General features: G+C 66.7%; 26 protein-coding genes and 1 tRNA gene. 25 read left to right on the top strand and 2 right to left on the bottom strand.

The features are described from left to right. Positions 1–25: 25 nt before the first annotated feature. From HMPREF3174_RS03235 to HMPREF3174_RS03250, 4 genes are all read left to right on the top strand, one after another. Positions 26–1,327 (top strand): hemolysin family protein, encoded by a 1,302-nt coding sequence (locus HMPREF3174_RS03235; RefSeq protein WP_062613429.1) that lies wholly within the window; start codon positions 26–28, stop codon positions 1,325–1,327. Beyond that, the gene (locus HMPREF3174_RS03240) at positions 1,324–2,352 is read left to right on the top strand and encodes a hemolysin family protein (RefSeq protein WP_068538673.1); all 1,029 of its coding nucleotides are present in this window, start codon (positions 1,324–1,326) and stop codon (positions 2,350–2,352) included. Before HMPREF3174_RS03235 ends, HMPREF3174_RS03240 begins: the two co-directional genes overlap by 4 nt. Before the next feature lie 198 nt (positions 2,353–2,550). Then, the gene (locus tag HMPREF3174_RS03245; RefSeq protein WP_068538674.1) at positions 2,551–3,456 is read left to right on the top strand and encodes a M23 family metallopeptidase; all 906 of its coding nucleotides are present in this window, start codon (positions 2,551–2,553) and stop codon (positions 3,454–3,456) included. Positions 3,457–3,470: 14 nt separating this feature from the next. Next, the gene (locus tag HMPREF3174_RS03250) at positions 3,471–4,247 is read left to right on the top strand and encodes a glycerophosphodiester phosphodiesterase family protein (RefSeq protein WP_082661142.1); all 777 of its coding nucleotides are present in this window, start codon (positions 3,471–3,473) and stop codon (positions 4,245–4,247) included. Here the strand turns inward: HMPREF3174_RS03250 and HMPREF3174_RS03255 are convergent. Further along, on the bottom strand, positions 4,244–4,837 hold the full coding sequence (locus HMPREF3174_RS03255) for a hypothetical protein (protein ID WP_070447850.1): 594 nt from the start codon (positions 4,835–4,837) through the stop codon (positions 4,244–4,246). The two genes, HMPREF3174_RS03250 and HMPREF3174_RS03255, sit on opposite strands and share 4 nt — an antisense overlap. A 588-nt stretch (positions 4,838–5,425) precedes the next feature. Between HMPREF3174_RS03255 and HMPREF3174_RS03260 the strand changes: the two genes are divergently transcribed. Genes HMPREF3174_RS03260 through HMPREF3174_RS03270 form a run of 3 tightly spaced genes read left to right on the top strand, consistent with a single transcriptional unit; the run spans position 5,426 to position 8,183 of the window. Then, positions 5,426–6,457, top strand: coding sequence for a peptidoglycan-binding domain-containing protein (locus tag HMPREF3174_RS03260; protein ID WP_070447853.1), 1,032 nt, complete (start codon positions 5,426–5,428; stop codon positions 6,455–6,457). Further along, the gene (locus HMPREF3174_RS03265; protein ID WP_070446442.1) at positions 6,457–7,113 is read left to right on the top strand and encodes an ABC transporter ATP-binding protein; all 657 of its coding nucleotides are present in this window, start codon (positions 6,457–6,459) and stop codon (positions 7,111–7,113) included. Before HMPREF3174_RS03260 ends, HMPREF3174_RS03265 begins: the two co-directional genes overlap by 1 nt. Continuing rightward, entirely contained in the window at positions 7,110–8,183 is a 1,074-nt protein-coding gene (locus tag HMPREF3174_RS03270; protein ID WP_070447856.1) for a hypothetical protein, read from the top strand. Before HMPREF3174_RS03265 ends, HMPREF3174_RS03270 begins: the two co-directional genes overlap by 4 nt. A 24-nt stretch (positions 8,184–8,207) precedes the next feature. On the opposite strand, the gene HMPREF3174_RS03275 is transcribed toward HMPREF3174_RS03270, so the two are convergent. Then, a tRNA-Arg gene (locus HMPREF3174_RS03275) sits at positions 8,208–8,280 on the bottom strand. A 97-nt stretch (positions 8,281–8,377) separates the two neighbouring features. On the opposite strand from HMPREF3174_RS03275, the gene argS reads away from it, so the two are divergent. The 18 genes from argS to HMPREF3174_RS03365 all read left to right on the top strand — a co-directional run bounded on the left by argS (position 8,378) and on the right by HMPREF3174_RS03365 (position 26,240). Further along, positions 8,378–10,057: an arginine--tRNA ligase gene (argS, locus tag HMPREF3174_RS03280; RefSeq protein WP_070447859.1), complete on the top strand. Its 1,680-nt coding sequence runs from the start codon at positions 8,378–8,380 to the stop codon at positions 10,055–10,057. A 2-nt stretch (positions 10,058–10,059) separates the two neighbouring features. Next, entirely contained in the window at positions 10,060–11,415 is a 1,356-nt protein-coding gene (gene lysA, locus HMPREF3174_RS03285; RefSeq protein ID WP_070447861.1) for a diaminopimelate decarboxylase, read from the top strand. 14 nt (positions 11,416–11,429) lie between these two features. Next, positions 11,430–12,707 carry a homoserine dehydrogenase gene (locus tag HMPREF3174_RS03290; protein ID WP_070447902.1) on the top strand — a complete coding sequence of 426 codons (1,278 nt, stop codon included), beginning with the start codon at positions 11,430–11,432 and terminating at the stop codon, positions 12,705–12,707. Further along, positions 12,707–13,810 carry a threonine synthase gene (gene thrC / locus HMPREF3174_RS03295; RefSeq protein WP_062613439.1) on the top strand — a complete coding sequence of 368 codons (1,104 nt, stop codon included), beginning with the start codon at positions 12,707–12,709 and terminating at the stop codon, positions 13,808–13,810. Before HMPREF3174_RS03290 ends, thrC begins: the two co-directional genes overlap by 1 nt. Beyond that, positions 13,807–14,700: a homoserine kinase gene (gene thrB / locus HMPREF3174_RS03300; protein WP_070447865.1), complete on the top strand. Its 894-nt coding sequence runs from the start codon at positions 13,807–13,809 to the stop codon at positions 14,698–14,700. The genes thrC and thrB overlap by 4 nt, the downstream gene beginning before the upstream one ends. 217 nt (positions 14,701–14,917) lie before the next feature. Continuing rightward, positions 14,918–16,630 carry a transcription termination factor Rho gene (rho, locus tag HMPREF3174_RS03305; protein ID WP_068538683.1) on the top strand — a complete coding sequence of 571 codons (1,713 nt, stop codon included), beginning with the start codon at positions 14,918–14,920 and terminating at the stop codon, positions 16,628–16,630. A gap of 138 nt (positions 16,631–16,768) precedes the next feature. Continuing rightward, positions 16,769–16,981, top strand: coding sequence for a 50S ribosomal protein L31 (rpmE, locus tag HMPREF3174_RS03310; protein WP_062613442.1), 213 nt, complete (start codon positions 16,769–16,771; stop codon positions 16,979–16,981). Between the two features lie 69 nt (positions 16,982–17,050). Further along, on the top strand, positions 17,051–18,163 hold the full coding sequence (gene prfA / locus HMPREF3174_RS03315) for a peptide chain release factor 1 (RefSeq protein WP_062613443.1): 1,113 nt from the start codon (positions 17,051–17,053) through the stop codon (positions 18,161–18,163). Then, positions 18,164–18,982: a peptide chain release factor N(5)-glutamine methyltransferase gene (prmC, locus tag HMPREF3174_RS03320; protein WP_068538684.1), complete on the top strand. Its 819-nt coding sequence runs from the start codon at positions 18,164–18,166 to the stop codon at positions 18,980–18,982. After that, entirely contained in the window at positions 18,979–19,584 is a 606-nt protein-coding gene (locus HMPREF3174_RS03325; protein WP_062613445.1) for an L-threonylcarbamoyladenylate synthase, read from the top strand. Before prmC ends, HMPREF3174_RS03325 begins: the two co-directional genes overlap by 4 nt. After that, positions 19,581–20,675 (top strand): MraY family glycosyltransferase, encoded by a 1,095-nt coding sequence (locus tag HMPREF3174_RS03330; RefSeq protein ID WP_082661164.1) that lies wholly within the window; start codon positions 19,581–19,583, stop codon positions 20,673–20,675. Before HMPREF3174_RS03325 ends, HMPREF3174_RS03330 begins: the two co-directional genes overlap by 4 nt. Then, positions 20,665–21,072, top strand: a complete 408-nt coding sequence (locus tag HMPREF3174_RS03335) for a hypothetical protein (protein WP_062613446.1) — start codon at positions 20,665–20,667, stop codon at positions 21,070–21,072. The genes HMPREF3174_RS03330 and HMPREF3174_RS03335 overlap by 11 nt, the downstream gene beginning before the upstream one ends. 182 nt (positions 21,073–21,254) lie before the next feature. Then, positions 21,255–22,076 carry a F0F1 ATP synthase subunit A gene (gene atpB, locus HMPREF3174_RS03340; protein ID WP_062613447.1) on the top strand — a complete coding sequence of 274 codons (822 nt, stop codon included), beginning with the start codon at positions 21,255–21,257 and terminating at the stop codon, positions 22,074–22,076. 28 nt (positions 22,077–22,104) lie between these two features. Further along, positions 22,105–22,314, top strand: a complete 210-nt coding sequence (gene atpE, locus HMPREF3174_RS03345; protein WP_062613448.1) for an ATP synthase F0 subunit C — start codon at positions 22,105–22,107, stop codon at positions 22,312–22,314. Positions 22,315–22,316: 2 nt separating this feature from the next. After that, a complete protein-coding gene (gene atpF, locus HMPREF3174_RS03350; RefSeq protein ID WP_070447868.1) occupies positions 22,317–22,871 on the top strand; it encodes a F0F1 ATP synthase subunit B in 555 nt (184 codons plus the stop codon). 1 nt (position 22,872) lies between these two features. Then, complete coding sequence (locus HMPREF3174_RS03355; RefSeq protein WP_070446427.1) at positions 22,873–23,682, top strand: F0F1 ATP synthase subunit delta; 810 nt, start codon at positions 22,873–22,875, stop codon at positions 23,680–23,682. Positions 23,683–23,724: 42 nt separating this feature from the next. Then, positions 23,725–25,350 (top strand): F0F1 ATP synthase subunit alpha, encoded by a 1,626-nt coding sequence (atpA, locus tag HMPREF3174_RS03360; RefSeq protein WP_062613451.1) that lies wholly within the window; start codon positions 23,725–23,727, stop codon positions 25,348–25,350. A 2-nt stretch (positions 25,351–25,352) separates the two neighbouring features. Beyond that, positions 25,353–26,240 (top strand): F0F1 ATP synthase subunit gamma, encoded by an 888-nt coding sequence (locus HMPREF3174_RS03365; RefSeq protein ID WP_068538689.1) that lies wholly within the window; start codon positions 25,353–25,355, stop codon positions 26,238–26,240. The last annotated feature ends 5 nt before the right edge of the window (positions 26,241–26,245 follow it).

Raw genomic sequence — 26,245 nt, forward strand, 5'->3', positions numbered from 1 at the left:
ATGGAAGGACGACAAGAGGTGGCCCGTGGCCACTGATCTCATATTGCTTTGTCTTGCCCTTGTACTTATTGCGGGCAACGCCCTGTTCGTTGCCGCCGAATTCTCGCTCGTCGCCCTGGATCCAGCCACGATCGATGACCGCGCCCAGTCGGGGGACGCGAAGGCCGGGCGCGTGCAAAAGGCCCTGCATCACCTCTCCCTCCAGCTGTCCTCGTGCCAGGTGGGCATTACGATGACGACGATCCTGCTCGGCTACGTGGCCACGGCCCCGCTGCAACACTTCTTCTCTGGCCTGTTGGGCAGCCTGGCGCCCGCAGCGGCGGTCGGCACCGCCGCGACGCTGGCCTTCATCATCATTAACGTCGCCTCCATGCTGTTCGGTGAGCTCATCCCCAAGAACATGGCGCTCGCCGAGCCGCTCTCCACCGCCGCCTTCGTCTCCCTCCCGTTGCGCATCTTCACGGCGGTGTTCAAGCCGGTGGTCGTGCTGCTGAACGAGACCGCGAACTGGATCTTGCGCAAGTTCGGCATCGAGCCGGCCGAGGAGCTCTCGGGTGCGCGCTCGGCCTCCGAGCTCGCCGCGCTCGTGCGGCACTCGGCGGAGGAGGGCACGCTCGACCTGCCCACCGCCCGTCTGCTCACCCGCTCGATCGACATCGGCGCGCTGACCGCCGTGGACGTCATGACCGACCGCGGGCGGGTCGCCGCCCTCCACGTGGACGACACGGCGGCCGACGTCATCGCGCGCGCTGCCGAGACCGGACACTCCCGCTTCCCCGTCATCGGCGAGGACCTCGACGACATCCGCGGCTTCGTCCACCTGCGCCGCGCGGTGGCGATCCCCTACGAGGCGCGCGGGCAGGTGCGCGTGACGTCGTCGTCGTTGCTGGTCGAACCCACGCGCGTGCCCGAGACCATCGCGCTCGCCCCGCTCCTCGTGCAGCTGCGCGCCGAGGGGCTGCAGATGGCTGTCGTCGTCGATGAATACGGCGGTACCTCGGGCATCGTCACCCTCGAGGACGCGGTGGAGGAGATCGTGGGCGACGTGGCCGACGAACACGACCGGCGCCGCGTGCGCACGCATATCGTCTCTGGAGGTAGCTGGATGATCCCCGGCCTCATGCGCCCGGACGAGGTGGCCCGCGAGCTCGGGCTCGACGTGCCGGACGAGGGCCCGTGGGAAACCGTGGGCGGCTGGATGATGGCCCGGCTCGGGCGGATGCCCGAGGTAGGGGACGAGGTGGAGGAAGACGGCGTGCGCGCGGTGGTTGCCACCATGGATGGCCGACGCATCGAACAGGTGCGGATTTGCGGGGTGGACGAATGAGCATCGGAATGGCACTCCTTGTCACGGGCCTGCTCCTGCTGACCAACGCGTTCTTTGTGGGCGGCGAGTTCGCGGTCATGGGCGCCCGGCGCTCGCGGGTGGAACCGCTGGCGGACGCGGGGAAGAAGTCGGCCAAGACCGTCATCTACGCCCTGGAGAACGTCACCCTTATGCTTGCCACCTGCCAGCTCGGGATCACGCTCGCCTCGGTGGCGCTCGGCGCGATCTCGGAGCCGGCGATCGCGCACTGGATCGAGGGCCCGCTCGAGGCGGCGGGCGTGCCCGCGTCGTTCCTCCACCCGATCGCGCTGGTGCTGGCGCTCGCGCTGGTGGTCTATCTGCACGTGGTGCTGGGGGAGATGGTGCCGAAGAACCTGTCGGTCACCACCCCCGAGCGGGCGGCTTATATCCTGGTGCCCCCGCTTGTGTTCGTCTCGAAGATCTTCCACCCGGTGGTCTTCTCCCTCAACTGGTTCGCCAACCACATCATCCGCGTCTTCGGGCTCGAGCCCAAGGACGAGGTGGGCGCAGCGTTCACGGTGGACGAGGTGGCATCGATCGTGCAGGCCTCGAAGAATGCAGGCGTGCTCGACGCGGACGTCGGCCTCATCTCCTCCGCCCTCGAGTTCTCCGAGTACACGGCTGGCGACCTCATGGTGGCAACCGACCAGCTAGTCATGGTCATGCCGCAGACCACCCCGGCCGAGCTGGAGGCCGAGATCGCCCAGCACGGGTTTTCGCGCTACCCGGTTGAGGAGGGCGGCGAGATTGTCGGTTACGTCCACCTCAAGGACATCATCGACGTGGCGCCCGGGCGGCGGAACGCGCCGCTGGCGCCGTGGAAGATCCGCACCATGTCGAAGGTGGATTCGAAGGACGAGATCGAGACGGCTCTGCGCTCCATGCAGAAGGACGGCACTCACCTGGCGGGCGTGGTGGTGGACGGCGAGGTGCGGGGCGTGCTCTTCCTCGAGGATGTGATTGAGGAGCTGATTGGCGAGGTTCGCGACGCCATGCAGAAGTAGCGCCGCCGCGACCATTTCGTGACCATGACAAGTGAGACTTCACCGGCAGTGGCTCACATCATAGGGAGTTCAGTCCCGAGGTTGTGAATACTGCTCGCGGTAGCGTTATCAAACCGTTATCATTGGGAGATGTCCGGGGTTTTCCCGATATTGTGCGCACAAGAAAGAGGAGGGGCCGGATTGGCTGAGCGTGAAACTGTGCGACCATCGCGCCGTGATCTCCGGCTCGCCCGCGAAGCTCAACTTCGCGACGTCCAGGTCACTGAAGTGATCGAGCTCCCGCCCGTTGCTCCGCGGGCCACCAAGGAGCTCTCATTCTTCCGCCGGCTCTTCAAAGAGGCGAAGAATCCCGCCACGGCAGGCGTGCTCAGCGCCGTCGTCGCCGGCTCTGCAGTCACCGGCATCCTATTCGGCAGCCTGTATTCCGCCTCGGCCGTCCAGGGCGCGCAGAACCTGGCCACCTCCACGGTGGCCACCCCGCAGCCCACGGTCCCGGACACCCTGAAGAAGACGAGCGGCGCGGCGGACTCGGCCCGCTATCGTGGTTTCGAACGCACGTATTCGGGGGCTGCCATCCAGTGCGAGTTGCGCGGGGGAGCGAACTCGCTCGCCTCGGCCTTCGAGTCCGAATCCGACCTGGTGGTCATGCCGATGGCGGCGGGCACCTACCGCCTCACCTCGCCCTTCGGGTTGCGCATTGACCCGATCTCCTACACCTCATCCTTCCACCTGGGCCAGGATATGGCAGCCCCGGCCGGCACACCGATCTACGCGATGGCCGACGGCGAGGTCGTCTACGCGGGAGAGGGTATTGCAGGACGCTCGTCGAACCTCATCGTCATCGCCCACGTGATCGATGGAAAGGAATACACCACCTGGTACGTCCACATGTACGACGACGGGGTGCACGTGAAGAAGGGTGACAAGGTCAGGGCCGGCCAGCACATCGCCGACGTCGGCTCGAAGGGCTGGTCCACCGGCCCGCACCTGCACTTCGAGGTCCACACGGGCCACGAGATCGAGACTACGGGGCAGGATAACCTGCTGGACCCGATCAAGGCTCTGGAGGACTTCGGCGCGGTCGATCTGTCCGATATGTGCTAGCGAGCGCAGGCTTCATGGTTCATCAGCGCATGTGGGAGATCGGCGAGCCCGTCATCCTCGCTCACCGCGGTGGTGGGGACGAGCACCCGGAGAACACCATCGTCGCTTTTGAGGCGATGCGCGATCAGGGCTTCCGCTACGTCGAAACCGACTGTCATGTGACGGCCGACGGCACGGCGGTCATCATTCACGATCCGATCCTCGACCGTCTCACGGACGCCTCTGGCGCGGTCTCCTCCTGGGCGTGGAAGGACTTGCGGCACGTGCGCGACCACTCGGGTAACCCGCTCGTGCGCCTCGATGACCTGCTCGAAGAGTTCCCGGACCTCATTTTTAACCTGGACGCGAAGAACAACGCGACCGCCCCGGCGATGGTGGCGGCGATTCGCCGCCAGAATGCCGCCCACCGCGTGAGCCTGGCCTCCTTCTCCGAGGTCCGCCTGGCGTGGATGCGCAGGCGCCTTCCGGGAGTGCGCTCCTCGATGGGGACGTCCGCGATCGCGCGGCTAGTGGTGGCGGCCAAGGGCCCGCGCGCGCTGGCCTACCGCCTGCCGGGTCCGGAGCGCGGCGTGGAATGCGTGCAGGTCCCCGAGCTGTTCAAGACCATCCAGGTGGTAGATGAGAAGTTCATCGCGCTGGCCCACGCACGCGGCCTGGCCGTGCATGTGTGGACCGTCAACGACGCCGACGACATGCGCAGGGCTCTCGAGCTCGGCGTGGACGGGCTCATCACCGATCGGCCGACGTTGGCGCGGTCGGTGATCGACCAGATGCGGGGCGGGGCGAACTAGCCGAAGAGCTTGTTGCTCGGCGGGGATTGCCGGCACGCCTCAGCTAGCTCGGCGCCCTCGGGGGTCGTCTCGTCCGTCAGCTTGTGATAATCGGGATTGTCGAACCATTCTGCCACGGGACTCCACCTATCAGCGCCGGACAGGGCGCTCTCGATAAAAGTCCGTTCTTCAGGGATATTGTCCTTGTCGATCGCGATGCCGAAGGACTCGACGCACGGAATGTAGTACCCGACCATGTACTCGTAGTAGACCCTCCACTGGTCGGCTGTCCACTCTTGCGTGTATTTCGCGTCGATGGGGTACTGGGCGGCACAGTCGGCGCGAACTTTGGCGAAGGACTTCTCCTGTTCATCGGCCACGTCGAGCGTGGTGATGATTCCACCCGAAGACGTGCTGGAAAAGCCGTTGTCCGTCAGGCACTGTGCGATGAGGGGGCCGGAATCCTCGTAGCTCACCCGTCGCACGACAGGCGGGAGCTCGACCTCGGAGGTGGGTGCGGGAAGGTCGTAAGCCTGGAGGATCTGCGTTACCTGCTCGAGCCGCGATGCTTCCTGCTGTTCTTCGGTGATGGGGGCGCTCGTCGGGATCACTGAGGGAGACCACGCGGTGACGTCCCGTGGGTTGTCGGGAGTGCCAGTGGGCGCCGTGGTTTCCTCTTGTGAGGAGCAGCCGGCGAGTATGAGAGCGGCACACAGGGCAACACCAACGACGCGTAAACTCTTGCAGCTGCGAGAAGATATGAACATGAGAGACAACTAACGCGGGTTACAGTAGCCGGCTGCTTTACGAAGACTCGGACTCTGGGCGTACCAAAATGCAGTCTTTAGGTTGGTGTCGATCTGCAAACGGTCGTGACCTTTTCTGTCCTTAACTGAGGTGCCGACCTTCACATACATGTAGTTACTAGGAAACCGTCGCTCGGAATAGGCGGAGATGCCCCCTGCAACTCCCGCCGGGCAGGTTGCTGTTCCGCTTCGAGAGGCAGCTGTTGCCGGAGCAGCGATGCTCAGTGCGAGTGCGAGCGAGGTGGAAAGAGCAATGAGAGTCTTTCTGATGTACATGATCCGATCTCTTATCTGAGGTGTACTGGGATGTATGTGATTAAAGTAACAGCGTTTCAATGTGGAGGAGCGCTTTTGACCAAAAGGCGTTGCTGATCGAAAAAGAAGGGTGGCACGATGCGCCGGATCATCGCATTTTTCCTCACGGTGCTGGTTGCTGCCGGCCTCGGGCTGGGTGCGGGCTACGTCGTTCTCCGCGGTGAGGAGGCGGTGCCGGTCAAGGCCGCGCCCGCAACCGTCACGGTGGAGACGGGAAGCGTGGGCCGTAGCCTGAGCTTTGGCGCGAGCGTTGACGTGGATAGCACGACACTAGCAACGAACGTGCTCCCCGGAGTCGTGACGTTCGTGGCCGAGGATCAGGTGTTCTCCGCCGGGCAGACGTTGTACGAAGTGGGCGGGCTGCCCGTCGGCGTCGTCGACGGCGACGTCCCGTTTTATCGCGACCTCTCCCGTGGCATGACGGGCGCGGACGTCAAGCAGCTCAACGCTTACCTCAACGCGCTCGGCTACCCGGGGGCCGTGGATTCAGACTTCGGGCCGATCGCTGAGAAGAACGTGCGCCAGTGGCAAAAGGACACGGGCCAGCCTGTTACGGGAACGGTTCAGCTCGGGCAGCTGGTGGCCAGCCCGAGCCTGCCCGCCGAGCTCACATTCGACCGGAAGGTCCTCAAAAAGGGCGCGCTACTTGCCGGGGGAGAAGTGGTGATGTCCGCACCGGCCGGCACTGCGCGCGTCTTCCTTGTGCTCAACGAATCACAGCAGGCCCTCTTGCCCACCGAGGCCCAGGTGCGCCTCACGAACGGCGAGCACGAGTGGAGCGGTGTGGTGGGCGAGACCCGCAAGAACGAGGAGTCCTTCACCTACGAGGTCGAGATCCAAGGCGTCGGCGGTGGCACCGTGTGCGACGACGACTGCGAGGGGCTCACCCCCGGCAGCGAGCTTCAGGCGATCATCGAGATTGTGCCGCAGGTCTCCGGCCCGCTCGTGCCGCGCTCGGCCATCATGACCGACGCACTCGGCGCCACCTATGTCGTCGACGCCGCCGGCGAGCGGCACGACGTCGTGGTGCTGGGCGCTTCCCAGGGCGTCGCGGTCGTCGACGGGATCGATGTGGGAAGCGAGATCCGCGTCTTCGGCGAGGGCGACTGATGGACACGCTGCGCGCCAACAACGTGAGCTTCGCCTATGGCAAGGGCCCAAGCGTGCTCGAGGGGCTCTCCTACGACTTCCACCCCGGGGCACTCACGGCCCTCACCGGCCCGTCCGGCTGCGGGAAGTCGACCTTCCTTTATATCCTCGGGCTCATGCTTCAGCCGCGCTCGGGGGCGGTCTGTGTTGGGGAGCGGGACGTTAGCGGGCTAAGCGACTTTCAGCGCAGCACCTTTCGGGCCCGCAACATTGGATTCGTCTTTCAGGACTCCGAGCTGGACGACTTCTCACCGATCCTCGATTCCGTGGTGGAGCCGGGACTCTACGTGGGCAACACGTACCGACAGCTCGTTGAGCGCGGTACGGAGCTACTGGCCAAGGTGGGGCTGAGCGGCTTCGAGGGCAAGCGCCCCACCAAGATCTCGGGCGGCCAGGGCCAGCGCGCCGCGATGGCTCGCGCGCTCATTAATAGCCCGGCGATCATCCTCGCCGACGAGCCGACCGGAAACCTTGACCGCGGCAACGCGCAGACTATCCTCTCCCTCCTCCAGGAGGAGGCACGTGCCGGCCGCACCGTCGTCGTCGCCACGCACGACCCGTTTGTCATCGAGGCGTGCGATTACGTGCTCGATGTCAGCGCGGGGGTGGAGGTATGAGGCTGGTGCAGTTGCTACGCGAGGCGCGGCGGGACGCGCGCCGGCAGGTGGTCCCCACCCTCCTCCTCTTTATCGTCTCGCTCGGTGCGACGCTCGGCGCGCTGCTCACTGCCGGACAGCAGGTGGCTCAGCGCGAGGCCTTGGCAGGCGAGCTCAACGATCCCTCGGCGCGCGTGCTCACGGTTCGCGAGGCCACGGGCAAGCTCCTCAATGCCCAGGTGGTCCAGCTCTTGCGAACCACCCGTGGTGTGGAGTCGGTGATCGGCGTGGGGGAGGTACTGGAGGGGGATGCGGCCGTCCCGGGCGCCAAGACCACCGCGTGGCAGGTGACCGACCTGAGCGTGCCGTTCGTCCTCTCCCGCGGGCGCCCGCCCGCCGACGGCGAGGCCGCGATCGACGAGGAGGTCCTCGGCAAGCTGGGCTGGGAGGTGCCCTCCGGCGTCGTGCTCACCAGCGCCGGGAGGGAGTTTCCCGTGGTGGCGGGCGCGACCGTCCGCCCAGGATACGAGGTGTTCGCCGAGTCAGTGGTCGTCCAGAACTCCGAGCTACAGACCATGCGTAGCATCGTCGTCATGGCCGATGCCATCGACGCCGTGCCCTCCATCCAGGCCGCGATCCGCACGTACGCGGCCGAGGAGTCCCCGGGCCAGCTGACCTTCGAAAGCTCGGGGCTAGCCATTGTTGACCGCGTGACGTCCGGGGACTTTGCCAGCTACACGAAGTCGGTCCTGCTGACCGTCATCGGGCTCGGTAGCGTCCTCACCACGGTGGTCTCCCTTGCCTACGTGCTCCTCTACCGCCGGCTGCTGGGGCGGCGGCGAGCGCTGGGGATCACGCGAATAGACCTCACAGCACTAACGCTGGTGAGGGTGACGCTACCGATCGCGCTAGGAGCGGCGCTCGCGGGCCTGGCAGCCGACGTCGTGGCGCGCGTGTGGCTGAGCCCGATTCCGCCGCAGTTCACGGTGGCGGTGGCGCTCGTGATGGTGCTGACCTCGTCGCTGACGGCGCTCATCCCGATCGCGTGGGCGGTCAACAGAGATCCGGTGGCGATCTTGCGCACGGCGTAGGGCGCGGCGCGGGCGAGGGAAAAGTACCCCGAACAGGATTCGAACCTGCGACCTTCTGCTCCGGAGGCAGACGCTCTATCCCCTGAGCTATCGGGGCCCGGCGATTCGTCAGTCTAACACCGCAGGCCGCGCAGAATCGAATCGTGTGGTGATACCAAATTGGGTGCGTCGGCGGGCGCCGGTATGCTTGGTGCATGACTCCTGAAGATCTTTCTGCCTTTATACGCACCTCGCTCGAGCAGGCGATCGCCGCCGGTGAGGTCAACCTGGATCCGGCCGACCTGCCGGACGTGAAGGTCGAGCGCCCGCGCAGTCGCGAACACGGCGATTGGGCCACGAATGTTGCCCTGCAGCTGGCAAAGAAGGCGGGCACGAACCCGCGCGCGCTCGCGGAACTCCTCAAGGGCAGGATTGCAGGCTCGGAGGCGATTGCGGCCGTGGATATCGCGGGCCCGGGATTCATGAACATCACGCTGAACGCGGCCGCCGCGGGTGAGCTTGCTCGCATGATCGTGGAGGCCGGGGAGGCCTACGGCACGGCGAATGTGCTGGCGGGCTCCACCATCAACCTTGAATACGTCTCGGCCAACCCCACCGGCCCGATCCACGTGGGCGGCGCGCGCTGGGCCGCCGTCGGCGATTCGCTTTCCCGCATCCTCAAGGCCAGCGGTGCGGACGTGGTACGCGAGTACTACTTCAACGATCACGGCGCCCAGATCGACCGCTTCTCTAAGTCCCTGCTCGCTCGCGCCCGTGGTGAGGAGGCGCCGGAGGACGGGTACGGGGGCCAGTACATCGCCGACATCGCCCAGCAGGTGATCGCCGACGAGCTCGCGGCCGGGCGCCCGGACCCGGCGGGGCTTGACGACGACGCGGCGCGCGAGGTCTTCCGCGAGCGCGGCGTCAACCTCATGTTTGCCGCGATCAAGGATGAGATGCGTGACTTCCGCGTGGAGTTCGACGTGTACTTCCACGAGGATTCGCTGCACGAGTCGGGCGCGGTGGATGCGGCGATCGCGCGCCTAGATGAGCAGGGCGTGATCTTTAAGGCCGACGGCGCCACGTGGATCCGCACTACGGACTTCGGCGATGACAAGGACAGGGTGATCATCAAGTCCGACGGGGACGCGGCCTACTTCGCGGGCGACATCGCCTATTACCTGAACAAGCGCGAGCGTGGCGCGGACCGCGTGGTCATCATTCTGGGCGCCGACCACCACGGCTACATCGGGCGCATGTACGCGATGGCGCGCGCTTTCGGTGACACGGCCGGCCAGGGGGAGAACTTGGAGATCCTCATCGGCCAGCTGGTGAGCCTGGTGCGGGACGGGGAGCCGGTGAAGATGTCCAAGCGCGCCGGCACGATCGTGGTATTGAGCGACCTGGTGGAGGCGGCCGGGGTGGACGCCGCCCGCTACTCGCTGGTGCGCGCCGCGATGGACTCCCCGCTGGAGATCGACCTGGGCCTCATTACCTCCAACACGAACGAGAACCCGGTCTACTACGTTCAGTACGCCCACGCGCGCACCTGCGCCGTGGACCGCAATGCGGCCGAGCACGGCGTGAGGCGCGATGCCTTCGACCCGGCCCTCCTGGATGGGGAGGCGGACGAGGAGCTGCTGGCAACGCTCGCCCAATACCCGGTGATCGTGGCGCAGGCGGCCGAGCTTCGCGAGCCGCATCGTGTGGCCCGCTACCTCGAGGAGCTGGCGGGCAAGTACCACTCGTGGTACGGCATCTCGCGCGTGACCCCGCGCGGGGATGACCCGGTCAGCCCCGTCCACCAGACCCGCCTGTGGCTCAACGACGCCACCGGTCAGGTGCTGTGCAACGGTCTGGCGCTGCTCGGCGTCAGCGCCCCGGAGAGGATGTAACCGTGGTGGCCCGCGCACCCGAGCCGACAGGCCGCCCGGACGGGGTGTGGTCGGCGAACGTCGCCCGCACCGAGTCGGGCGAGCTTGCGGTGGCGGGCGTGCCCGTGACGCAGATCGCCGGCGAGTTTGGCACGCCCACCTACATCTTGGACGAGGCGGACATGCGTGCCCGGGCGCGGGCCTGGAAGAACGCGATGGATGCGGCCTTCGCCCCGCTCGCGGGCGCTGACGTCTACTACGCCGGCAAGGCCTTCCTCAGCAAGGCCGTGGCCCGCTGGATGGCTAAGGAGGGGCTGAACATCGACTCGGCCTCCGAGGGAGAGTTGCGCACGGCGCTCGCGGCCGGCGTGCCGGGCAGCCGCATCGGCCTGCACGGGAACAACAAGTCGGATGCCGAGATCACGCTCGCGCTCGAGTGCGGCTCGGCCCACATCGTGGTCGACTCCCTGCCCGAGATCGAGCAGGTGGCGCGTATCGCGCGGGCGGCCGGCACGCGCGCCCCCGTCTACGTGCGCCTGACCACGGGCGTTCACGCCGGCGGGCACGATTTCATCCAAACGGCCCACGAGGACCAAAAGTTCGGCCTGTCGGTGACCACGGGCGCGGCGCAGGAGGCCATCTCCCGCATCGCCGCGAATCCCGCGCTCTCGCTCATCGGCCTGCACTCCCACATCGGCTCCCAGATCCTCGCCGCTGACGGCTTCGCACAGGCAGCGCGCGCCGTGCTGGACGTGCGGGCGTGGGCAGCGGGCCAGGGCATTGAGATTACGGAGGTGGACCTGGGCGGGGGATACGGCGTGCGTTACACCGACGCCGACGCCGTCCCGCCAGCCCCCGAGGAGTTCGCCCGGGTGCTCGCCGCCGCCGTTTCCGAGCACGTGGCACAAACGGGCCTGCGCCCGCCGCGCGTGTCGATCGAGCCGGGCCGCTCGATCGTGGCACCGGCGATGATGACCCTCTACACGGTGGGCACGATCAAGGACGTGGCCACCGATTCCGGCCCGCGCCGCTACGTTTCCGTGGACGGCGGCATGTCCGATAACCTCCGTCCCGCCCTCTACGGCGCCCAGTACACGGCGCTCGTGGCGAACCGGCTCGTGGAGGGCGAGGAGGCGCGCTGTCGCGTGGTGGGCAAGCACTGCGAGTCGGGGGACATCGTGGTTCACGACGTCGCTCTGCCGCCGCTCGCGGCCGGGGACCTGCTGGCCGTGCCCGTCACCGGGGCCTATGGGCGCTCGATGGGATCGAACTACAACATGTTGCCGCGCCCTGGCGTTGTCTCAGTAAGAGACGGACACTGCAGGGTTATCCTCCGCCGTGAGACAATCGAGGATCAGCTCGCCCTTGACGTGGGCTAGTGCGAAAGGACGACATGAGTATCAAGATTGCGCTCCTCGGCTGCGGCACCGTGGGCACTCAGGTGGCCCGCCTGCTGTCCGAAAACAACGCGCTGCTCTCGGCGCGCGCCGGGGCGGACCTCGAACTAATCGGGATCGCGGTATCGAACCTCGCCGCCGAACGCGACCCGGCGATCGACCGGGCCCTGCTCACCACTGACGCGGCCGGGCTCATCGAGCAGGCCGACGTCGTGATCGAGCTCATTGGCGGCATCGAACCCCCGCGCACGCTCATCCGCCACGCCCTCGAATCGGGCGCCTCGGTGGTGACGGGCAACAAGGCGCTGCTAGCCGAGCACGGCCCCGAGCTGTATGACCTGGCGAAGGAAAAGAAGGTCGACCTGTATTACGAGGCGGCCGTGGCCGGCGCGGTGCCGGTGGTCTACGCGGTGCGCGAGTCGCTCGCGGGGGACTCGGTCAAGGCGATCAAGGGCATCCTCAACGGAACCACGAACTACATCCTCGATGAGATGACCACCAAGGGCCTCACCTTCGACGAGGTGCTCGCCACCGCCCAGGAGCTCGGGTACGCGGAGGCGGACCCCACGGCCGACGTCGACGGCTTCGACGCCGCTGCGAAGATCGCGATCCTCGCCTCCCTCGCCTTCCACAAGCGGGTCTCGCTCGCCGACGTCGACGTGGAGGGCATCCGCTCGATCACGGACGCGGACATCGAGGCGGCCACGAAGAACGGCTACGTCATCAAGCTGGTGGCGACCGCAACCCAGGCCGGCGGCAAGATCGAGACGCGCGTGGCGCCCTCGCTCGTGCCCGTATCCCACCCGCTGGCCTCCATCGGCGGTTCCTTCAACGCGGTGGTCATCGAGGCCGAGTCCGCGGACCGACTCATGTTCTACGGCAGGGGAGCGGGAGGCGCCCCCACGGCGTCGGCGGTGCTGTCCGACGTCGTTGCAGCGGCGGCGAAGAAGGTGCTGGGTGGGCGTGCCCCGCAGGAGATCGTGCTCGGCGAGTCGGAGTTCATGGACGCCGGGGAATCGGTCTCGCGCTACTTCGTGCGCCTGCAGGTGGCCGACAGGGTGGGCGTGCTCGCTGAGGTCACGGACGCGTTCGCGGAGGCGGGCGTGTCGATCTCGGCCGTCAACCAGGAAGTTGACGGCCAGCCTGGCCTGGCGGCGCTCGCGATTACTACGCACGCCGCGTCTGCCGCCGACATGGCGGCTACCATCGAGGCTGTAGGAAAGATTAGTGACGTGCATGAGGTGGTGCGCGTTTTTCGGGTAGAGGACGAATAATGGCTCATCAGTGGCAAGGACTCATCAGCGAATACCGTGAGCGGCTGCCGTTTGCGGACTCGGACCCGGTGGTCACCCTCAAGGAAGGTGGCACGCCGCTCGTTTATGCCAAGGCGCTGTCGGAGAAGCTGGACGCCGAGGTGTACGTCAAGGTGGAGGGCGCGAACCCCACCGGCTCGTTCAAGGACCGCGGCATGACCACCGCGATCTCGCAGGTGCTGCAGACTGGCGTGGAGGTGGTGGCTTGCGCCTCCACTGGTAACACGTCGGCGTCGGCGGCTGCCTACGCCGTGGCGGCGGGGCTGCAGTGCGCTGTTATCCTGCCCGCGGGCAAGATCGCGGCGGGCAAGCTCGCCCAGGCGATCGTGCATGGCGCCCGCCTCGTGGCGGTGGACGGCAACTTCGACGACTGCCTCAACATCGTGCGCGAGCTGACCGACTCCCACCCGGTGGCGCTCGTCAACTCGGTTAACCCCTACCGCCTGCAGGGTCAGAAGACCGCGGCGTTCGAGATCGTGGACGAGCTGGGTGACGCCCCGGACATCCACGTGTTGCCCGTGGGCAATGCCGGCAACATTTCGGCCTACTGGATGGGCTATAACGAGTACGCGGGCCGGACCACCCTGGCCTCCTTCGACGACTCGGCCCTCCACATGGATCCCGTGGCCGCGAAGGTGCCGCAGATGTGGGGCATTCAGGCGTGGGGCGCGGCACCGCTGGTGCTCGGCCACGTGGTGGACCAGCCCGAGACGATCGCCACCGCGATCCGGATCGGCAACCCGGCCTCCTGGAAGTACGCCGAGGCCGCCCGGGATGATTCGCGCGGCTGGATTGACCGTGTACGCGACGAGCAGATCCTCGCCGCCCAGAAGATCCTCGCCTCCGAGGTGGGGGTGTTCGTGGAGCCGGCGTCGGCGGCGTCGGTGGCCGGGCTCCTCCAGGCCGGCGAGCAGGGCAAGGTGCCGAGCGGTGCGAAGATCGTGTGTACGGTGACCGGCAATGGCCTGAAAGACACGGCCACCGCGCTGGGCGACATGGAGCTGGACTTCGATCCGATCGAGCCGACCACGCAGGCCGCCGCCCGGGTCCTGGGGCTGTCATGAGGATCGTGAACGACACGGCGCGGGTACGGGTGCCGGCGTCGTCGGGAAATCTTGGCCCGGGCTTTGACTCGATGGGCATGGCTCACGACGTGTGGGATGAGGTCTCGGCTACCCTCACCACGGGTGCCTCGAAGGTGATCGTGGTGGGCGAGGGGCATGACACGCTTCCGAAGGACGAGACGCATCTCATCATCCGTGTCATGCGCGAGACCTTCGAGCGTGTGGGCGCGCCGGCCGCCGGCATCGAGCTGGTGTGCCGCAACGCGATCCCGCACGGCAAAGGTATGGGGTCTTCGGCGGCGGCGGTCGTGGCGGGCGTGATGCTCGTGCGCGAGATGCTGGGGAGCCCCGCCGAGTTCACGCTCGAGCAGGTGCTCAACATCGCCGCCGAATACGAAGGCCACCCGGATAACGCCGCGCCCGCGATCTACGGCGGTGTCACCTTGTCTTGGACCGAGGGCGAGGGCTACCGCACGGCCCAGCTCGCGGTTTCCCCGCAGGTGAGGACCACGCTGCTGGTGCCGCACGAGGTGTTACCGACGACGACGGCGCGCGCAGTCCTGCCGCCCACGATTCCGCACGCGGACGCCGCGTTCAACGCCGGGCGGGCCGCGCTGCTCACCCACGCGCTGGCGAGCGATCCCTCGCTGCTGTTTGCCGCTACGGAGGACCGCCTCCACCAGGGCTACCGAGCCGATTCCATGCCGCACACGGCCGCGCTGCTCAAGGCGTTGCGCGAGGCGGGCTGGCCCGCCGTGGTGAGCGGGGCTGGGCCCACGATCCTCCTGTTTGCGCAGGTGGCGCCCGAGATGGCGAACATTTTGGCCAAGCAGGGTTTCCGCACGGTGGACTCGAAGCAGGTTGCCGGTGCTCACATTTTGGGGCGTTAGGTTTCCCAAAACGGCCGTGCGCGTGTAGGCTAGCCCCTGACGTGATTGGCTGATTGCCGCGTCAGCGAGGCCCGCTGGGCCCGCGCCACGCACATGTTTCGAGCGCACTGCGCCATCGTGCGGATTATTAACCAAGTGATCTCCGGCTTTGTCCCGGATCCGAGGAAGGAACCTCGTGAGCGAAAATCCAACGCCACCCACAGGCCCCATTTCGACGATGCGCCTTGCCGACCTGCAAGAGTTGGCGGCCTCCATGGGCCTTTCGTTGCCGGCCAAGTCCCGCCGCAACGACTACATTTCTGCCATCCGTGAGGCGCGCTCCGGCCAGGCGCCCGCGAAGAAGGACGCGGCCGAGAAGCCGGCAGGTGCCGAGAAGCCGGCGGAGAAGAGCGCCGAGCGGCCCGCGCGTCGTGACAAGACCCAGCCTGCTGATTCGCAGGCGGTCAACCAGCACGGCGATCCGAGTGCCCGGCTCGACCTGCCGCCGGTCAAGGGCCGGCCGGCGAAGGAGCTGAGCCAGGACGAGAAGAAGGCGGCGCTCGACGCGCTGGGCGATGCCGCCGAGCGTCGTGCCGAGGAAAACGCGGACGACGACTCGCGTGGTCGCCGCGGCCGCCGTCAGCGCAGCCGCAACCGCAACCGCGGCGATCGCAATGACCGAAACGACCGGGGCGAGCGTTCTGAGCGGGGCGACCGTAATAACCACAATGATCGCAATGATCGCAACGATCGGAACCGCGACCGCGACCAGGATCGCACCGAGCGCGAGGACGACATCGAGTCGGGTGACGTGCTCATCCCGGTGGCCGGCATCCTCGACATCGACGGCAACAACAACTACCTGCGCACGGGCGGCTACCTGCCCGGCAAGAATGACGCCTACGTCTCCACCCAGATGATCCGCCGTTACGGCCTGCGCCGAGGCGACGCGATCCAGGGCGCAGTGCGCGACGCGTCGGCGGCGGGTAATCGCCGCGGCCGCCAGCACAAGTTCAACCCCTTGGTGGAGGTCACCGCCATCAACGGCATGGCCCCGGACGAGGCGCGCGAGCGGCCCGAGTTCAACAAGCTCACCCCGCTCTACCCGAACGAAATGCTGCGGATGGAGACCACGCAGAAGGCGCTGACCACCCGCGTCATCGATCTCGTGGCCCCGATCGGTAAGGGCCAGCGTGGCCTCATCGTCTCCCCGCCGAAGGCGGGTAAGACCGTGGTCATGCAGCAGATCGCGATGGCGATCGCGAACAACAACCCGGACGTTCACCTCATGGTGGTGCTCGTGGACGAGCGCCCCGAGGAAGTGACGGACATGCAGCGCCTGGTCAAGGGCGAGGTCATTGCTTCCACCTTCGATCGCCCGGCCTCCGACCACACGATCGTGGCCGAGCTGGCGGTGGAGCGCGCCAAGCGCCTGGTCGAGCTCGGCCAGGACGTTGTCATCCTCCTCGATTCCCTCACCCGCCTCGGGCGCGCCTACAACCTGGCCGCCCCGGCGTCGGGCCGTATCCTGTCGGGTGGTGTGGACGCCGGCGCGCTCTACCCGCCCAAGAAGTTCTTCGGCGCGGCGCGCAACATCGAAAACGGCGGCTCGCTCACCATCATCGCCTCGGCGCTGGTGGAGACGGGCTCGAAGATGGACGAGGTCATCTTCGAGGAGTTCAAGGGCACGGGCAACATGGAGCTGCGCCTCTCGCGCCAGCTGGCCGACCGCCGTATCTTCCCGGCCGTGGACCTCAACGCTTCCGGTACGCGCCGCGAGGAGCTGCTGTTCAGCCCTGAGGAGCTCAAGATCGTGTGGCACCTGCGCCGCGCGCTGGGCACCCTCGAACTGCAGGAGGCCTCGGACTACGTGCTGGGCCGCATGCGCAAGACCGAGTCGAACGCTGAGTTCCTCATGTCGGTGGTGCGGGGTATGCAGAACGCGGACTAGGAGTGGGGCCGGCGGTGTGACCAACGGGGCACCGCCGGCCGCTACCCAATCCCTTGCGTGCTGTGGTTAAATTGACCGTCGGCTTCTGGTTCACCGGCTCGCCGGACCCAGGGCATCAAACGATCCAAGGAGAAAGAAATGAAGCAGGGTATCCACCCCGATTACCACGACATTCACGTCACCTGCACCTGCGGCAACGAATTCGAGACTCGGTCCACGCTTCCGGGCGGTTCGTTGCGCGTTGAAGTGTGCAGCGCCTGCCACCCGTTCTACACGGGCAAGCAGAAGATCCTCGACACCGGCGGCCGCGTGGCCCGCTTCGAGGCTCGCTACGGCAAGCGCACCAAGTAACTGGGCTTTACAACGCCGGTACAGTGTTATCTGTACCGGCGTTGGCTTTTATGTTGAGAGATTAGGTTCATGAGTGAGTTCCCTGCCGCGCAGGCCGCGGCCGAAGAGTATGCGGACATTGAAAAGCAGATGGCGTCCCCCGAAGTGCTGGCCAAGCCGGAGAAGCTACGTAAGCTGGGCCGGCGCTACGCCGAGCTGCGGCGTGTGGTGACGCGCTACGAGCACTGGCTGGCCGCCTCCACGGATCTGAGCGAGGCGAAGGAGATCGTGGAGCTCGGCGGAGAGGACGGGGAACTGTTCGCCGCGGAGTTGCCGCGTCTGCAGGCCGAGGTGGACGACGCGGCCGATTCGTTGCGTGACGCGCTGTTGCCGCGCGATCCCGACGACGGCCGAGACGTCATCCTCGAGGTCAAGGCGGGCGAGGGCGGCGAGGAGTCCGCGCTGTTCGCCTCCGACCTGCTGCGCATGTACCAGCGCTATGCCGAGTCGAAGGGCTGGTCCACCCAGATCCTGTCGCACACCGACACGGACATGGGCGGGTACAAGGACGTCCAGGTGGCGATCAAGGCCAAGAATGTGCCGGAGGATCCGTCCGACGGCGTGTGGGCGCACCTGAAGTATGAGGCGGGCGTGCACCGCGTCCAGCGCGTGCCGGTCACGGAGTCGCAGGGCCGCGTGCACACCTCCGCCGCCGGCGTCCTCGTGTTTGCCGAGGTGGACGAGCCGGAGGAAGTGCAGATCAACGATAACGATCTGCGCATCGATGTCTACCGCTCCTCGGGCCCGGGCGGCCAGTCGGTCAACACCACGGATTCGGCCGTGCGCATCACCCACCTGCCCACGGGCATCACCGTGTCGATGCAGGATGAGAAGTCACAGATCAAGAACCGTGAGGCGGCCATGCGCGTGCTTCTGGCACGGCTGCGCCAAGCCCAGATGGAGGAGCTGGCGGCCAAGGAGGCCGATCAGCGCCGCTCGCAGGTGCGCACCGTGGACCGCTCCGAGCGTGTGCGCACGTACAACTTCCCCGAGAACCGGATCGCCGATCACCGCACGGGATTCAAGGCTCACAACCTCGATCAGGTGCTCGCCGGCCACCTCGACGACGTCATCACCTCCCTGCGCGAAAAGGACGAGGAGGAGCGCCTCCAGGCGGCAGCCGACGAAGCCGAGGCCCAGTAAATGTGGGCGCAGGCGATCGCCCGGGCGTGCGCTGAGCTGACCGCCGTGGGCGTGCCCTCCCCGGAGGCCGACGCCCGCCTACTCGCCCAGCTCGTTGCAGGGGAGCGAGTGCAGGGGACGCCATCCCCGCAGGAGCTGGCCCGCTACGAGGAGCTCGTGGCCGCCCGCGCCCGCCGCGTGCCGCTCCAGCACCTGGAGGGTACGATGTATTTCCGCTACCTTGAGCTCGAGGCGCGGCCGGGGGTGTTCATCGTGCGGCCTGAGACCGAGTCGGTGGTCGAGGCCGCGCTGGCCGACATCCGAGCGTTGCCGGATCCGCTGGTGGCGGACCTGTGCACTGGCTCGGGCGCGATCGCGATCTCGATCGCCACCGAATCGAACGCCCGCGTGCTCGCGGTTGAGCGCTCTGCCGATACCTTCGCCTCCGCCGCCCTCAACAACGCCCGCTACGGCGGCCTTGTCAGCCTCGTCCAGGGCGACGCGCTTGAGGAGCTGGAGGAGTACGCGGGCCGCATCGACGTCGTCGTGAGCAACCCTCCCTACGTGGCGCCGTGGCACGAGCTGTCGCCGGAGGTGCGCCAAGACCCGGAGCTCGCGCTGTTTGGCGGCGGGACGGACGGGCTGGATCTGCCCCGGCAGTTGGTGGCGCGCGCCCACCTCCTCCTGCGAGGTGGGGGTATCCTCATCATGGAACATGGAGACGAGCAGGGCGAGGCCCTCCGCGCGGCCGCCACCGAGTGCGGCTTCGTGGACGTCACCACCGGGCGTGACCTGGCCGGCCGGGACCGGTGGCTGCGCGCACGAAAGGAACGCCAATGAAAGTACCGGCGAGCGACCAGCGCGCCATTGCACTGGCCAGCGCGGCGATTGCGCGCGGGGAAGTTATCTGCCTGCCCACCGACACGGTTTACGGCATCGGCGCCGATCCCTTTAACACCGACGCCGTCACCCGGCTGCTGACAGCCAAGTCCCGCACGCGCGCCAACCCGCCGCCCGTGCTCGTGGCCGAGGGACAGGCCGAGGAGCTGAGCGAGGAGATCTCGCCGGCGGCCCGGGCGCTCATGGAGGCCTTCTGGCCGGGAGCGATGACAATCGTGGTGCCCGCGCGCGCCTCGATTGGCTGGGACCTGGGCGAGACGAACGGGACCGTGGCGCTGCGCATGCCCGATTCGGATACCACGCTTGCGCTCCTTCGCGCGGTGGGCCCGCTCGCGGTGACGAGCGCCAACCAGCACGGCCAGCCGCCCGCCACTGCGGTGGAGGCGGCGATGGACCAGCTCGGCGGCGCGGTCTCCCTTTACCTCGACGGCGGCCCGTCGGCCGGGGGAGTGGCCTCCACGATCGTCAGCGTGGTTGGCGAGCCGACAATTTTGCGTCAAGGCGCGATCAGCGCCGACGCCGTGTGGCAGGCGCTGGCGTGAGAACCTACCTCCTCATCCTCGTCCTCGCCGCGGCCCTCACCTACCTGCTGGTGCCGCTGGTGTTGCGCATCGCGCTCGCCACAGGCGCGATAACCCAGATCCGCGAGCGTGACGTCCACTCCACCCCGATCGCCCGTCTGGGCGGTGTGGCGATGTTTGCCGGGCTCGTGGGGGCGCTCGCGCTCGCCAGCCAGATCCCCTACCTGCGTGAGGTGTTCGCGCCGAGCACGGGGGTGTGGGCGATCCTGTGGGGCGGGGCAATCATGTGCGTCCTGGGCGCGATCGACGACGTGTGGGAGCTGACCTGGTATTCGAAGTTCGCCGGTGAGATCCTGGCGGCCGGTGTGATGGCGTGGCAGGGCGTGCAGCTGGTGACGGTGCCGCTTTTGGGACTGACCGTGGGCTCCACGCGCCTGACCCTGTTTGCCACAATCATCGCGGTGGTCGTGGTGGCCAATGCCGTGAACTTCGTGGACGGCCTGGACGGGCTGGCGGCCGGGGTGGTCGGCATCGCGGCGTTCGCCTTCTTCATCTACGCCTACTACCTCACCCGAGAGGTCTCGCCCGGTGACTACACCTCCGTGGCGACGACCGTGCTCGCGGCTCTCGTGGGCAGTTGCGTGGGCTTCCTGCCGCACAACTTCCACCCGGCGAGGATCTTCATGGGTGATTCGGGCGCACTCATGCTCGGTACCGTGCTCGCGGGCGCCACGATCCTGGTTACGGGTCAGATCGACCCGGCCACGGTGGGCGCCCGCCAGGCCCTGCCGGCATTCATGCCGCTCGTCATCCCCCTGCTCGTGCTCCTCATTCCGCTCATTGACCTCACGTGGGCCGTGTTCCGCCGCGTGCGCCAGGGGCGTTCGCCCTTCTCCGCCGACGCCGGCCACCTCCACCACCGCCTCCTGCGCCGGGGCCACTCCCACACCGTGGCCGTGCTCATCTTGTACATGTGGACCGCGATCGCCTCCTTCTCCGCCGTCGCCTACACGGTCTATCCCGGCCCGCGCGTGCTGGCGGGCGCGGCGCTCACGATCTTCGCCGGCACTGCGGTGACTTGGCAGAAGTTCGGAAAGCGCCGTGCGGCGTAGGCCGGGCGAGTCGTACACGGCGGCCGGGCTGATCGCTCGGGCCACGCTGGGCGCGGCGGCCCTGGTCGGCGTCGTGACCGTGATCGCCGCGCTCCTCGTCCCGGCCGAGCGCCTGTCCATCTTGGCCGGCGGCGGGATCGCGGTGCTCATCAACCTCGTGACGCTCAGCGCGAGCGCGCTTGCCGCGCGCTATTTCGCCGACGCGCAGGGTGCGGCGATGGTTGGGGCGTACGTGGTGAAGATGGCGGCCTTCGGGGTGGCCTTGCTTGCGTTGCGGGGTTCGGGGCTGAACCTGCGCGTGGTCGTCGGCGTCTTCGCCCTCGCCCTCCTTGCCTCCCTCCTCGTTTACTCCGTCCTTGCCCTCCGCAGGGCCGGCCCACACGTGGGGCAGGGGTAGCGGAAAACCACCGGTCAGGCACGCGCCACGAGACGGGCATAAGTCACAAAAATCTCCGAGCGAGACCAGGGGGTCATGGGTTACCTTGGAAGCAAGGAAAATACTCAGGTAGAGTGTTTTTTGAGGTCGTGTCAGCATCGACGCACATGAGGACATCGCACTAGTTGGGGTTTGAACGCACTGTGAATCTTTACGCGCTTGCAACGCTACCCATCTTCCTCACGGGGGAGGGTGAGAGCTTCGTTCCGCCTACGCTCGAGCACGAATTCAACCCGCCGGCGCTTTTCTTCGAAGGCACGATCTTTGAGATGAACCGCATCATCATGGTGCGCATGATCGCCGCCCTGGTGCTGGCCTTCATCCTCATCTGGTACGCGCGCAACCGCAGGCTCGTCCCCAACCGCCGCCTGGCCGCCGTCGAATCCCTCCTTGACTTTTCCAAGGTGCAAATTGGCGAGGAGATCCTCGGCAAGGAACGCGCCCACCAGTACCAGCCCCTGATCATGACCATCTTCTTGGGCATCTTCTTCATGAACATCACCGGCGTGGTGCCCGGCCTGCAGATCGCCGGAACGTCGCTGATCGGCATGCCTCTCATCTTCGCGATCTTCTCCTACGTGGGCTTCATCGCGGCCGGCGTCAAGGCCCGCGGGGGCCTGCGCTTCTTCAAGGAGCAGCTCTTCCCGCCGGGCGTGCCGTGGCCGATCTATTTCATCATGACGCCGATCGAGTTCCTCTCCACCTTCGTGCTACGCCCGGCTACGCTCACCCTGCGACTCCTCATGAACCTCGTGGCGGGCCACCTCATCCTCGCCCTGTGCTTTGCCGGTACGCACTTCCTCTACTTCACGCTGTCGGGCGCGCTCGGCGTGGCCACCGGTACGGTGACCTTCATCGGCGCACTCGCGTTCATGTGCTTCGAGATTTTCGTCGCGGCACTGCAGGCCTACATCTTCGCGATGCTGACGGCCTCCTACATTTCCCTGTCCATTTCAGAACACTGATACCCACTCAACAAAAGGAAAGAAAACAATGATCGGAAACATCGCCACCATCGGTTACGGTCTTGCTACCCTCGGCCCGTCTATCGGCATCGGCATGATCGGCGCCAAGAACCAGGAAGCAACGGCTCGTCAGCCGGAGATCGCGGGTATCCTCCGCGTCAACATGTTCCTTTCGATCGCGTTTGCGGAGGCCCTGGGCCTGATTGGCTTCGGTGCTGGCCTCGTCTTCGGTGCATAAGAATGCGTGAGACGATTCTTGCAGAGGGCGGCGACTACAACCTGCTCTTTCCTGCACCGTCGGAACTCCTCTGGGGCACGCTGGCGTTCATCCTCGTGGCTGTGGCGGTCTACAAGTTCGCCTGGCCGTCGTTCGTCGCGATGCTTGACGAGCGCGCGGAGAAGATCGAGGAGGGCCTGAAGGCCGCTGAGGTCGCGCGCGCCGAGGTTGCCGACCAGCAGGCTAAGCTCGCGGAGGAGATCCGCGAGGCCCAGCGTGAGGCCACGGGCATCCGCGAGAACGCCCAGGACAACGCGAAGGCGATCATCGCCGAGGCCCAGGCCAAGGCCCGCAGCGAGGCCGACGGCCTGATCACTAGCGCCCAGCGCCGTATCGACGCTGACTCGGAGGCAGCCCAGCGCTCTCTCCAGGCAGAGGTGGGCGTGCTGGCCACGGAGCTGGCCGGCCGCATTGTGGGCGAAGCGATTGCTGATGAGGCGCTCGCCCGCCGTGTCATCGATCGCTTCATGGATGATCTTGAGACGATGACCCCGGAGCTGACGGAGGCGGAGTCCTAGGATGCGTGCAGCAAGTCAAGGCGCGCTCGACCGGGCGCGGGAGCGGTGGGAGCCGTTCGTCGCCACCCAGGTGGGCAAGGAGATCGAACTGGCCCTCCAGATGTTCTCCATCGTGGATGTCATCAAGGTCTCCACGGCGCTCACCAACGCACTCGAGGGCGGATCGCGGGACGCGCAGGCGCGTGCGAAGCTCGCACGCGACGTGTTCGGCGGGCGCGTGAGCGACGGAGCGGCCGAGCTCGTGGAGGGACTCGTGCGCGAGGAGTGGTCCCAGCGGGATGACCTGCAGCGAGCCATCGAAGCGCTCGGGGTTGACACGATCCTGCTGGGCGCCCGCCGCGAGGGCGTGCTGTCCACCGTGGAAGAGGAGCTCTACCAGACGATGCGCCTCTACTCGGATAACCGCGATCTGCGCCTTGCCTTCACCACGCCGAACCTGTCCCCGGAGGCCCGCCACCGGTTCGCCGAGCAGCTGTTCCACAACCTCCAGCCGTGGACCGTGGCGCTCATCCGGCGCTCGATCGCGCGCGAACACCACACGATCCCGGGCCTGCTGCGCCGCTACACGTTCGCAGCCGCGCGCCTGGACGAGCACATGGTGGCCGCGGTGACCAGCGCCCTGCCGCTCACGCGCGAGCAGGAGGAGCGCCTGGCACGCATCCTCAGCGCCAAGTACGGCACGCCGGTCAAGATCCACGTTTCCATTGACACGGAAGTCATCGGAGGCCTGCGGATCTACGTGGGGGATGACATCATCGATGGCACTATCGCCAGCCGACTCGACTCGGTTCGAGGGGCATTTACCAACTGATTTTGAAAAGCGGCCTAGCCGCAAGCGAGCGAAGGAAGATAAATGGCTGAACTGATCAAGCCGGAGGAAATCCGGGCTGCGTTGGACAGCTTTGTGAGTTCGTATGAGCCTCCGAAAGCGGCCAGCGAGGAAGTCGGCCACGTCACCCTGACGGCCGACGGCATTGCCCGCGTGGACGGGCTGCCGGGCGCTATGGCGAATGAGCTTTTGCAGTTCGAGGATGACACCCTCGGCTTGGCGATGAACCTGGAAGAGGAAGAGATCGGCGTCGTCGTCCTCGGTGAATTCGAGGGTATCCGCGAGGGCATGGAGGTGCGTCGCACCGGGGAAGTTCTTTCCGTCCCCGTGGGCGATGGCTACCTCGGCCGCGTTGTCGATCCGCTTGGTAAGCCGATCGACGGTCTGGGCGAGATCACGGACCTCGACGGGCGCCGCGCGCTCGAGCTGCAGGCCCCGGGCGTCATGATGCGTAAGTCGGTCCACGAGCCGCTGCAGACCGGCCTCAAGGCGATTGACGCAATGATCCCGATCGGGCGCGGCCAGCGCCAGCTCATCATTGGCGACCGCAAGACGGGCAAGACCGCCCTGGCGATCGACGCCGTACTCAACCAGAAGGCGAACTGGGAGTCGGGCGATCCGACCAAGCAGGTGCGCTGCATCTACGTGGCGGTGGGCCAGAAGGGCTCCACCATCGCTTCTGTGCGGGCCACGCTCGAAGCCAACGGCGCGCTCGAATACACCACGATCGTGGCCGCGCCCGCCTCCGACTCGGCGGGCTTCAAGTACCTCGCCCCCTACACCGGCTCAGCCATCGGCCAGCACTGGATGTACCAGGGCAAGCACGTGCTCATCATCTTTGACGACCTGTCGAAGCAGGCAGAGGCCTACCGCTCGCTGTCCCTCCTGCTGCGCCGCCCGCCGGGGCGTGAGGCCTACCCGGGCGACGTGTTCTACCTGCACTCCCGCCTCCTCGAGCGCTGTGCGAAGCTCTCCGACGAGCTCGGTGCCGGCTCGATGACGGGCCTGCCGATCATCGAGACAAAGGCCAACGACGTCTCGGCCTACATCCCCACCAACGTCATCTCGATCACGGACGGGCAGATCTTCCTCCAGTCGGATCTGTTCAACGCCAACCAGCGCCCCGCTGTCGACGTCGGCATCTCCGTGTCCCGCGTGGGCGGTGACGCGCAGATCAAGGCGATGAAGAAGGTAGCCGGCACGCTGAAGATCACGCTGGCGCAGTACCGCGCCCAGGCGGCGTTCGCGATGTTCGCCTCCGATCTTGACGCGACCACCCGACGCCAGCTCACCCGCGGCGAGCGCCTCATGGAGCTACTCAAGCAGCCGCAGTACACCCCGTACGCGGTCGAGGACCAGGTGGCGTCCGTGTGGGCCGGCACCAACGGTTACCTCGACACGATCGAGCTCAAGGACGTGCACAAGTTCGAATCGGGCTACCTCGACTACCTGCGCCACAACACGAACGTGCTGCAGACCATCCTCGAGACCGGCAAGCTGGAGCCCGAGACGGAGGAGGAGCTGAAGGCGGCCACCGCCAAGTTCCTTGACTCCTTCACCTCCGCCTATGAGACCCACGAGCTGCCGACCGACCAGGTCGATCCTGCCCAGAAGTCGCAGGAGCAGATCGTTCGGTCCAAGAGGGGTTAGTAGTGGCCGGCGAACAGCGTATCTACAAGCAGAAGATCAGGGCGACCGAGACGCTCGAAAAGGTCTTCTCCGCGATGGAGCTCATTGCGGCTTCTCGCGTGGGCAGGGCGCGCAAGCGCGCGCTCGGCCAAGATCCCTATACGCAGGCCCTGACCAAGTCGATCGCGGCGGTTGCCGCACACGCTGACGAGAGCCACCCGATGCTCAACGAGCGTACCGACACGAACCGGGTCCTCGTCTTCGTGGTCACCTCCGATCGCGGCATGGCCGGCGCCTACTCGGCATCGGTGCTGCGCGAGGCGGACCGGCTACGCGAGGAGCTCGAGGCCCAGGGCAAGGAGCCGGTGCTCTACGTCTTCGGCCGGCGCGGGGTGTCGCACTTCAAGTTCCGCGGCGTCGAGCTCGCCGGCTCGTGGACGGGGGAGTCCGACAACCCGAGCGCGGACACCGCTCACGAGATCGCGCGCGAGTTCCTCGCCCGCTTCCTCGCCTCACCGGAGGAGGGCGGAGTTGCCGAGCTGCACACCGTTTACACGCGGTTCGAGTCGATGATCACGCAGAACGTGGAGGTGCGGCGGATGCTGCCGCTCGTCGTCGTCGACGACGAAGCCGGGCTTCACGAAGAGGCGCCGCTGTACGAGTTTGAGCCCTCGCCACGCCAGCTCTTCGACGCCCTGCTGCCTATGTACATCGACCAGCGCATCTACGCGGTCCTGCTCATGGCGGCCGCATCGGAGCTGGCCTCGCGCCAACAGGCGATGCACGCGGCCACCGAGAACGCGCAGAACCTCATCGAGGACTACACGCGCCTTGCGAACAATGCTCGCCAGGCAGAGATCACCACTGAAATCACCGAAATTATCTCCGGCGCGGACAGCCTCGGAAAGTAGCGCCA

The sequence above is a fragment of the Trueperella sp. HMSC08H06 genome (assembly GCF_001808465.1).
Classification (GTDB): Bacteria; Actinomycetota; Actinomycetes; order Actinomycetales; family Actinomycetaceae; genus Trueperella; species Trueperella bernardiae.

Bases quoted from the DNA above. Each gene is read 5' to 3' on its own strand.
- atpE (WP_062613448.1), top strand. From the start codon at position 22,105: ATGATCGGAAACATCGCCACCATCGGTTACGGTCTTGCTACCCTCGGC.
- thrC (WP_062613439.1), top strand. From the start codon at position 12,707: ATGGCTCATCAGTGGCAAGGACTCATCAGCGAATACCGTGAGCGGCTG.
- thrB (WP_070447865.1), top strand. From the start codon at position 13,807: ATGAGGATCGTGAACGACACGGCGCGGGTACGGGTGCCGGCGTCGTCG.
- HMPREF3174_RS03325 (WP_062613445.1), top strand. From the start codon at position 18,979: ATGAAAGTACCGGCGAGCGACCAGCGCGCCATTGCACTGGCCAGCGCG.
- rpmE (WP_062613442.1), top strand. From the start codon at position 16,769: ATGAAGCAGGGTATCCACCCCGATTACCACGACATTCACGTCACCTGC.
- prfA (WP_062613443.1), top strand. From the start codon at position 17,051: ATGAGTGAGTTCCCTGCCGCGCAGGCCGCGGCCGAAGAGTATGCGGAC.
- atpF (WP_070447868.1), top strand. From the start codon at position 22,317: ATGCGTGAGACGATTCTTGCAGAGGGCGGCGACTACAACCTGCTCTTT.
- argS (WP_070447859.1), top strand. From the start codon at position 8,378: ATGACTCCTGAAGATCTTTCTGCCTTTATACGCACCTCGCTCGAGCAG.
- rho (WP_068538683.1), top strand. From the start codon at position 14,918: ATGCGCCTTGCCGACCTGCAAGAGTTGGCGGCCTCCATGGGCCTTTCG.
- HMPREF3174_RS03270 (WP_070447856.1), top strand. From the start codon at position 7,110: ATGAGGCTGGTGCAGTTGCTACGCGAGGCGCGGCGGGACGCGCGCCGG.
- HMPREF3174_RS03250 (WP_082661142.1), top strand. From the start codon at position 3,471: ATGGTTCATCAGCGCATGTGGGAGATCGGCGAGCCCGTCATCCTCGCT.
- HMPREF3174_RS03355 (WP_070446427.1), top strand. From the start codon at position 22,873: ATGCGTGCAGCAAGTCAAGGCGCGCTCGACCGGGCGCGGGAGCGGTGG.
- HMPREF3174_RS03260 (WP_070447853.1), top strand. From the start codon at position 5,426: ATGCGCCGGATCATCGCATTTTTCCTCACGGTGCTGGTTGCTGCCGGC.
- atpA (WP_062613451.1), top strand. From the start codon at position 23,725: ATGGCTGAACTGATCAAGCCGGAGGAAATCCGGGCTGCGTTGGACAGC.
- HMPREF3174_RS03290 (WP_070447902.1), top strand. From the start codon at position 11,430: ATGAGTATCAAGATTGCGCTCCTCGGCTGCGGCACCGTGGGCACTCAG.
- HMPREF3174_RS03265 (WP_070446442.1), top strand. From the start codon at position 6,457: ATGGACACGCTGCGCGCCAACAACGTGAGCTTCGCCTATGGCAAGGGC.
- prmC (WP_068538684.1), top strand. From the start codon at position 18,164: ATGTGGGCGCAGGCGATCGCCCGGGCGTGCGCTGAGCTGACCGCCGTG.
- HMPREF3174_RS03240 (WP_068538673.1), top strand. From the start codon at position 1,324: ATGAGCATCGGAATGGCACTCCTTGTCACGGGCCTGCTCCTGCTGACC.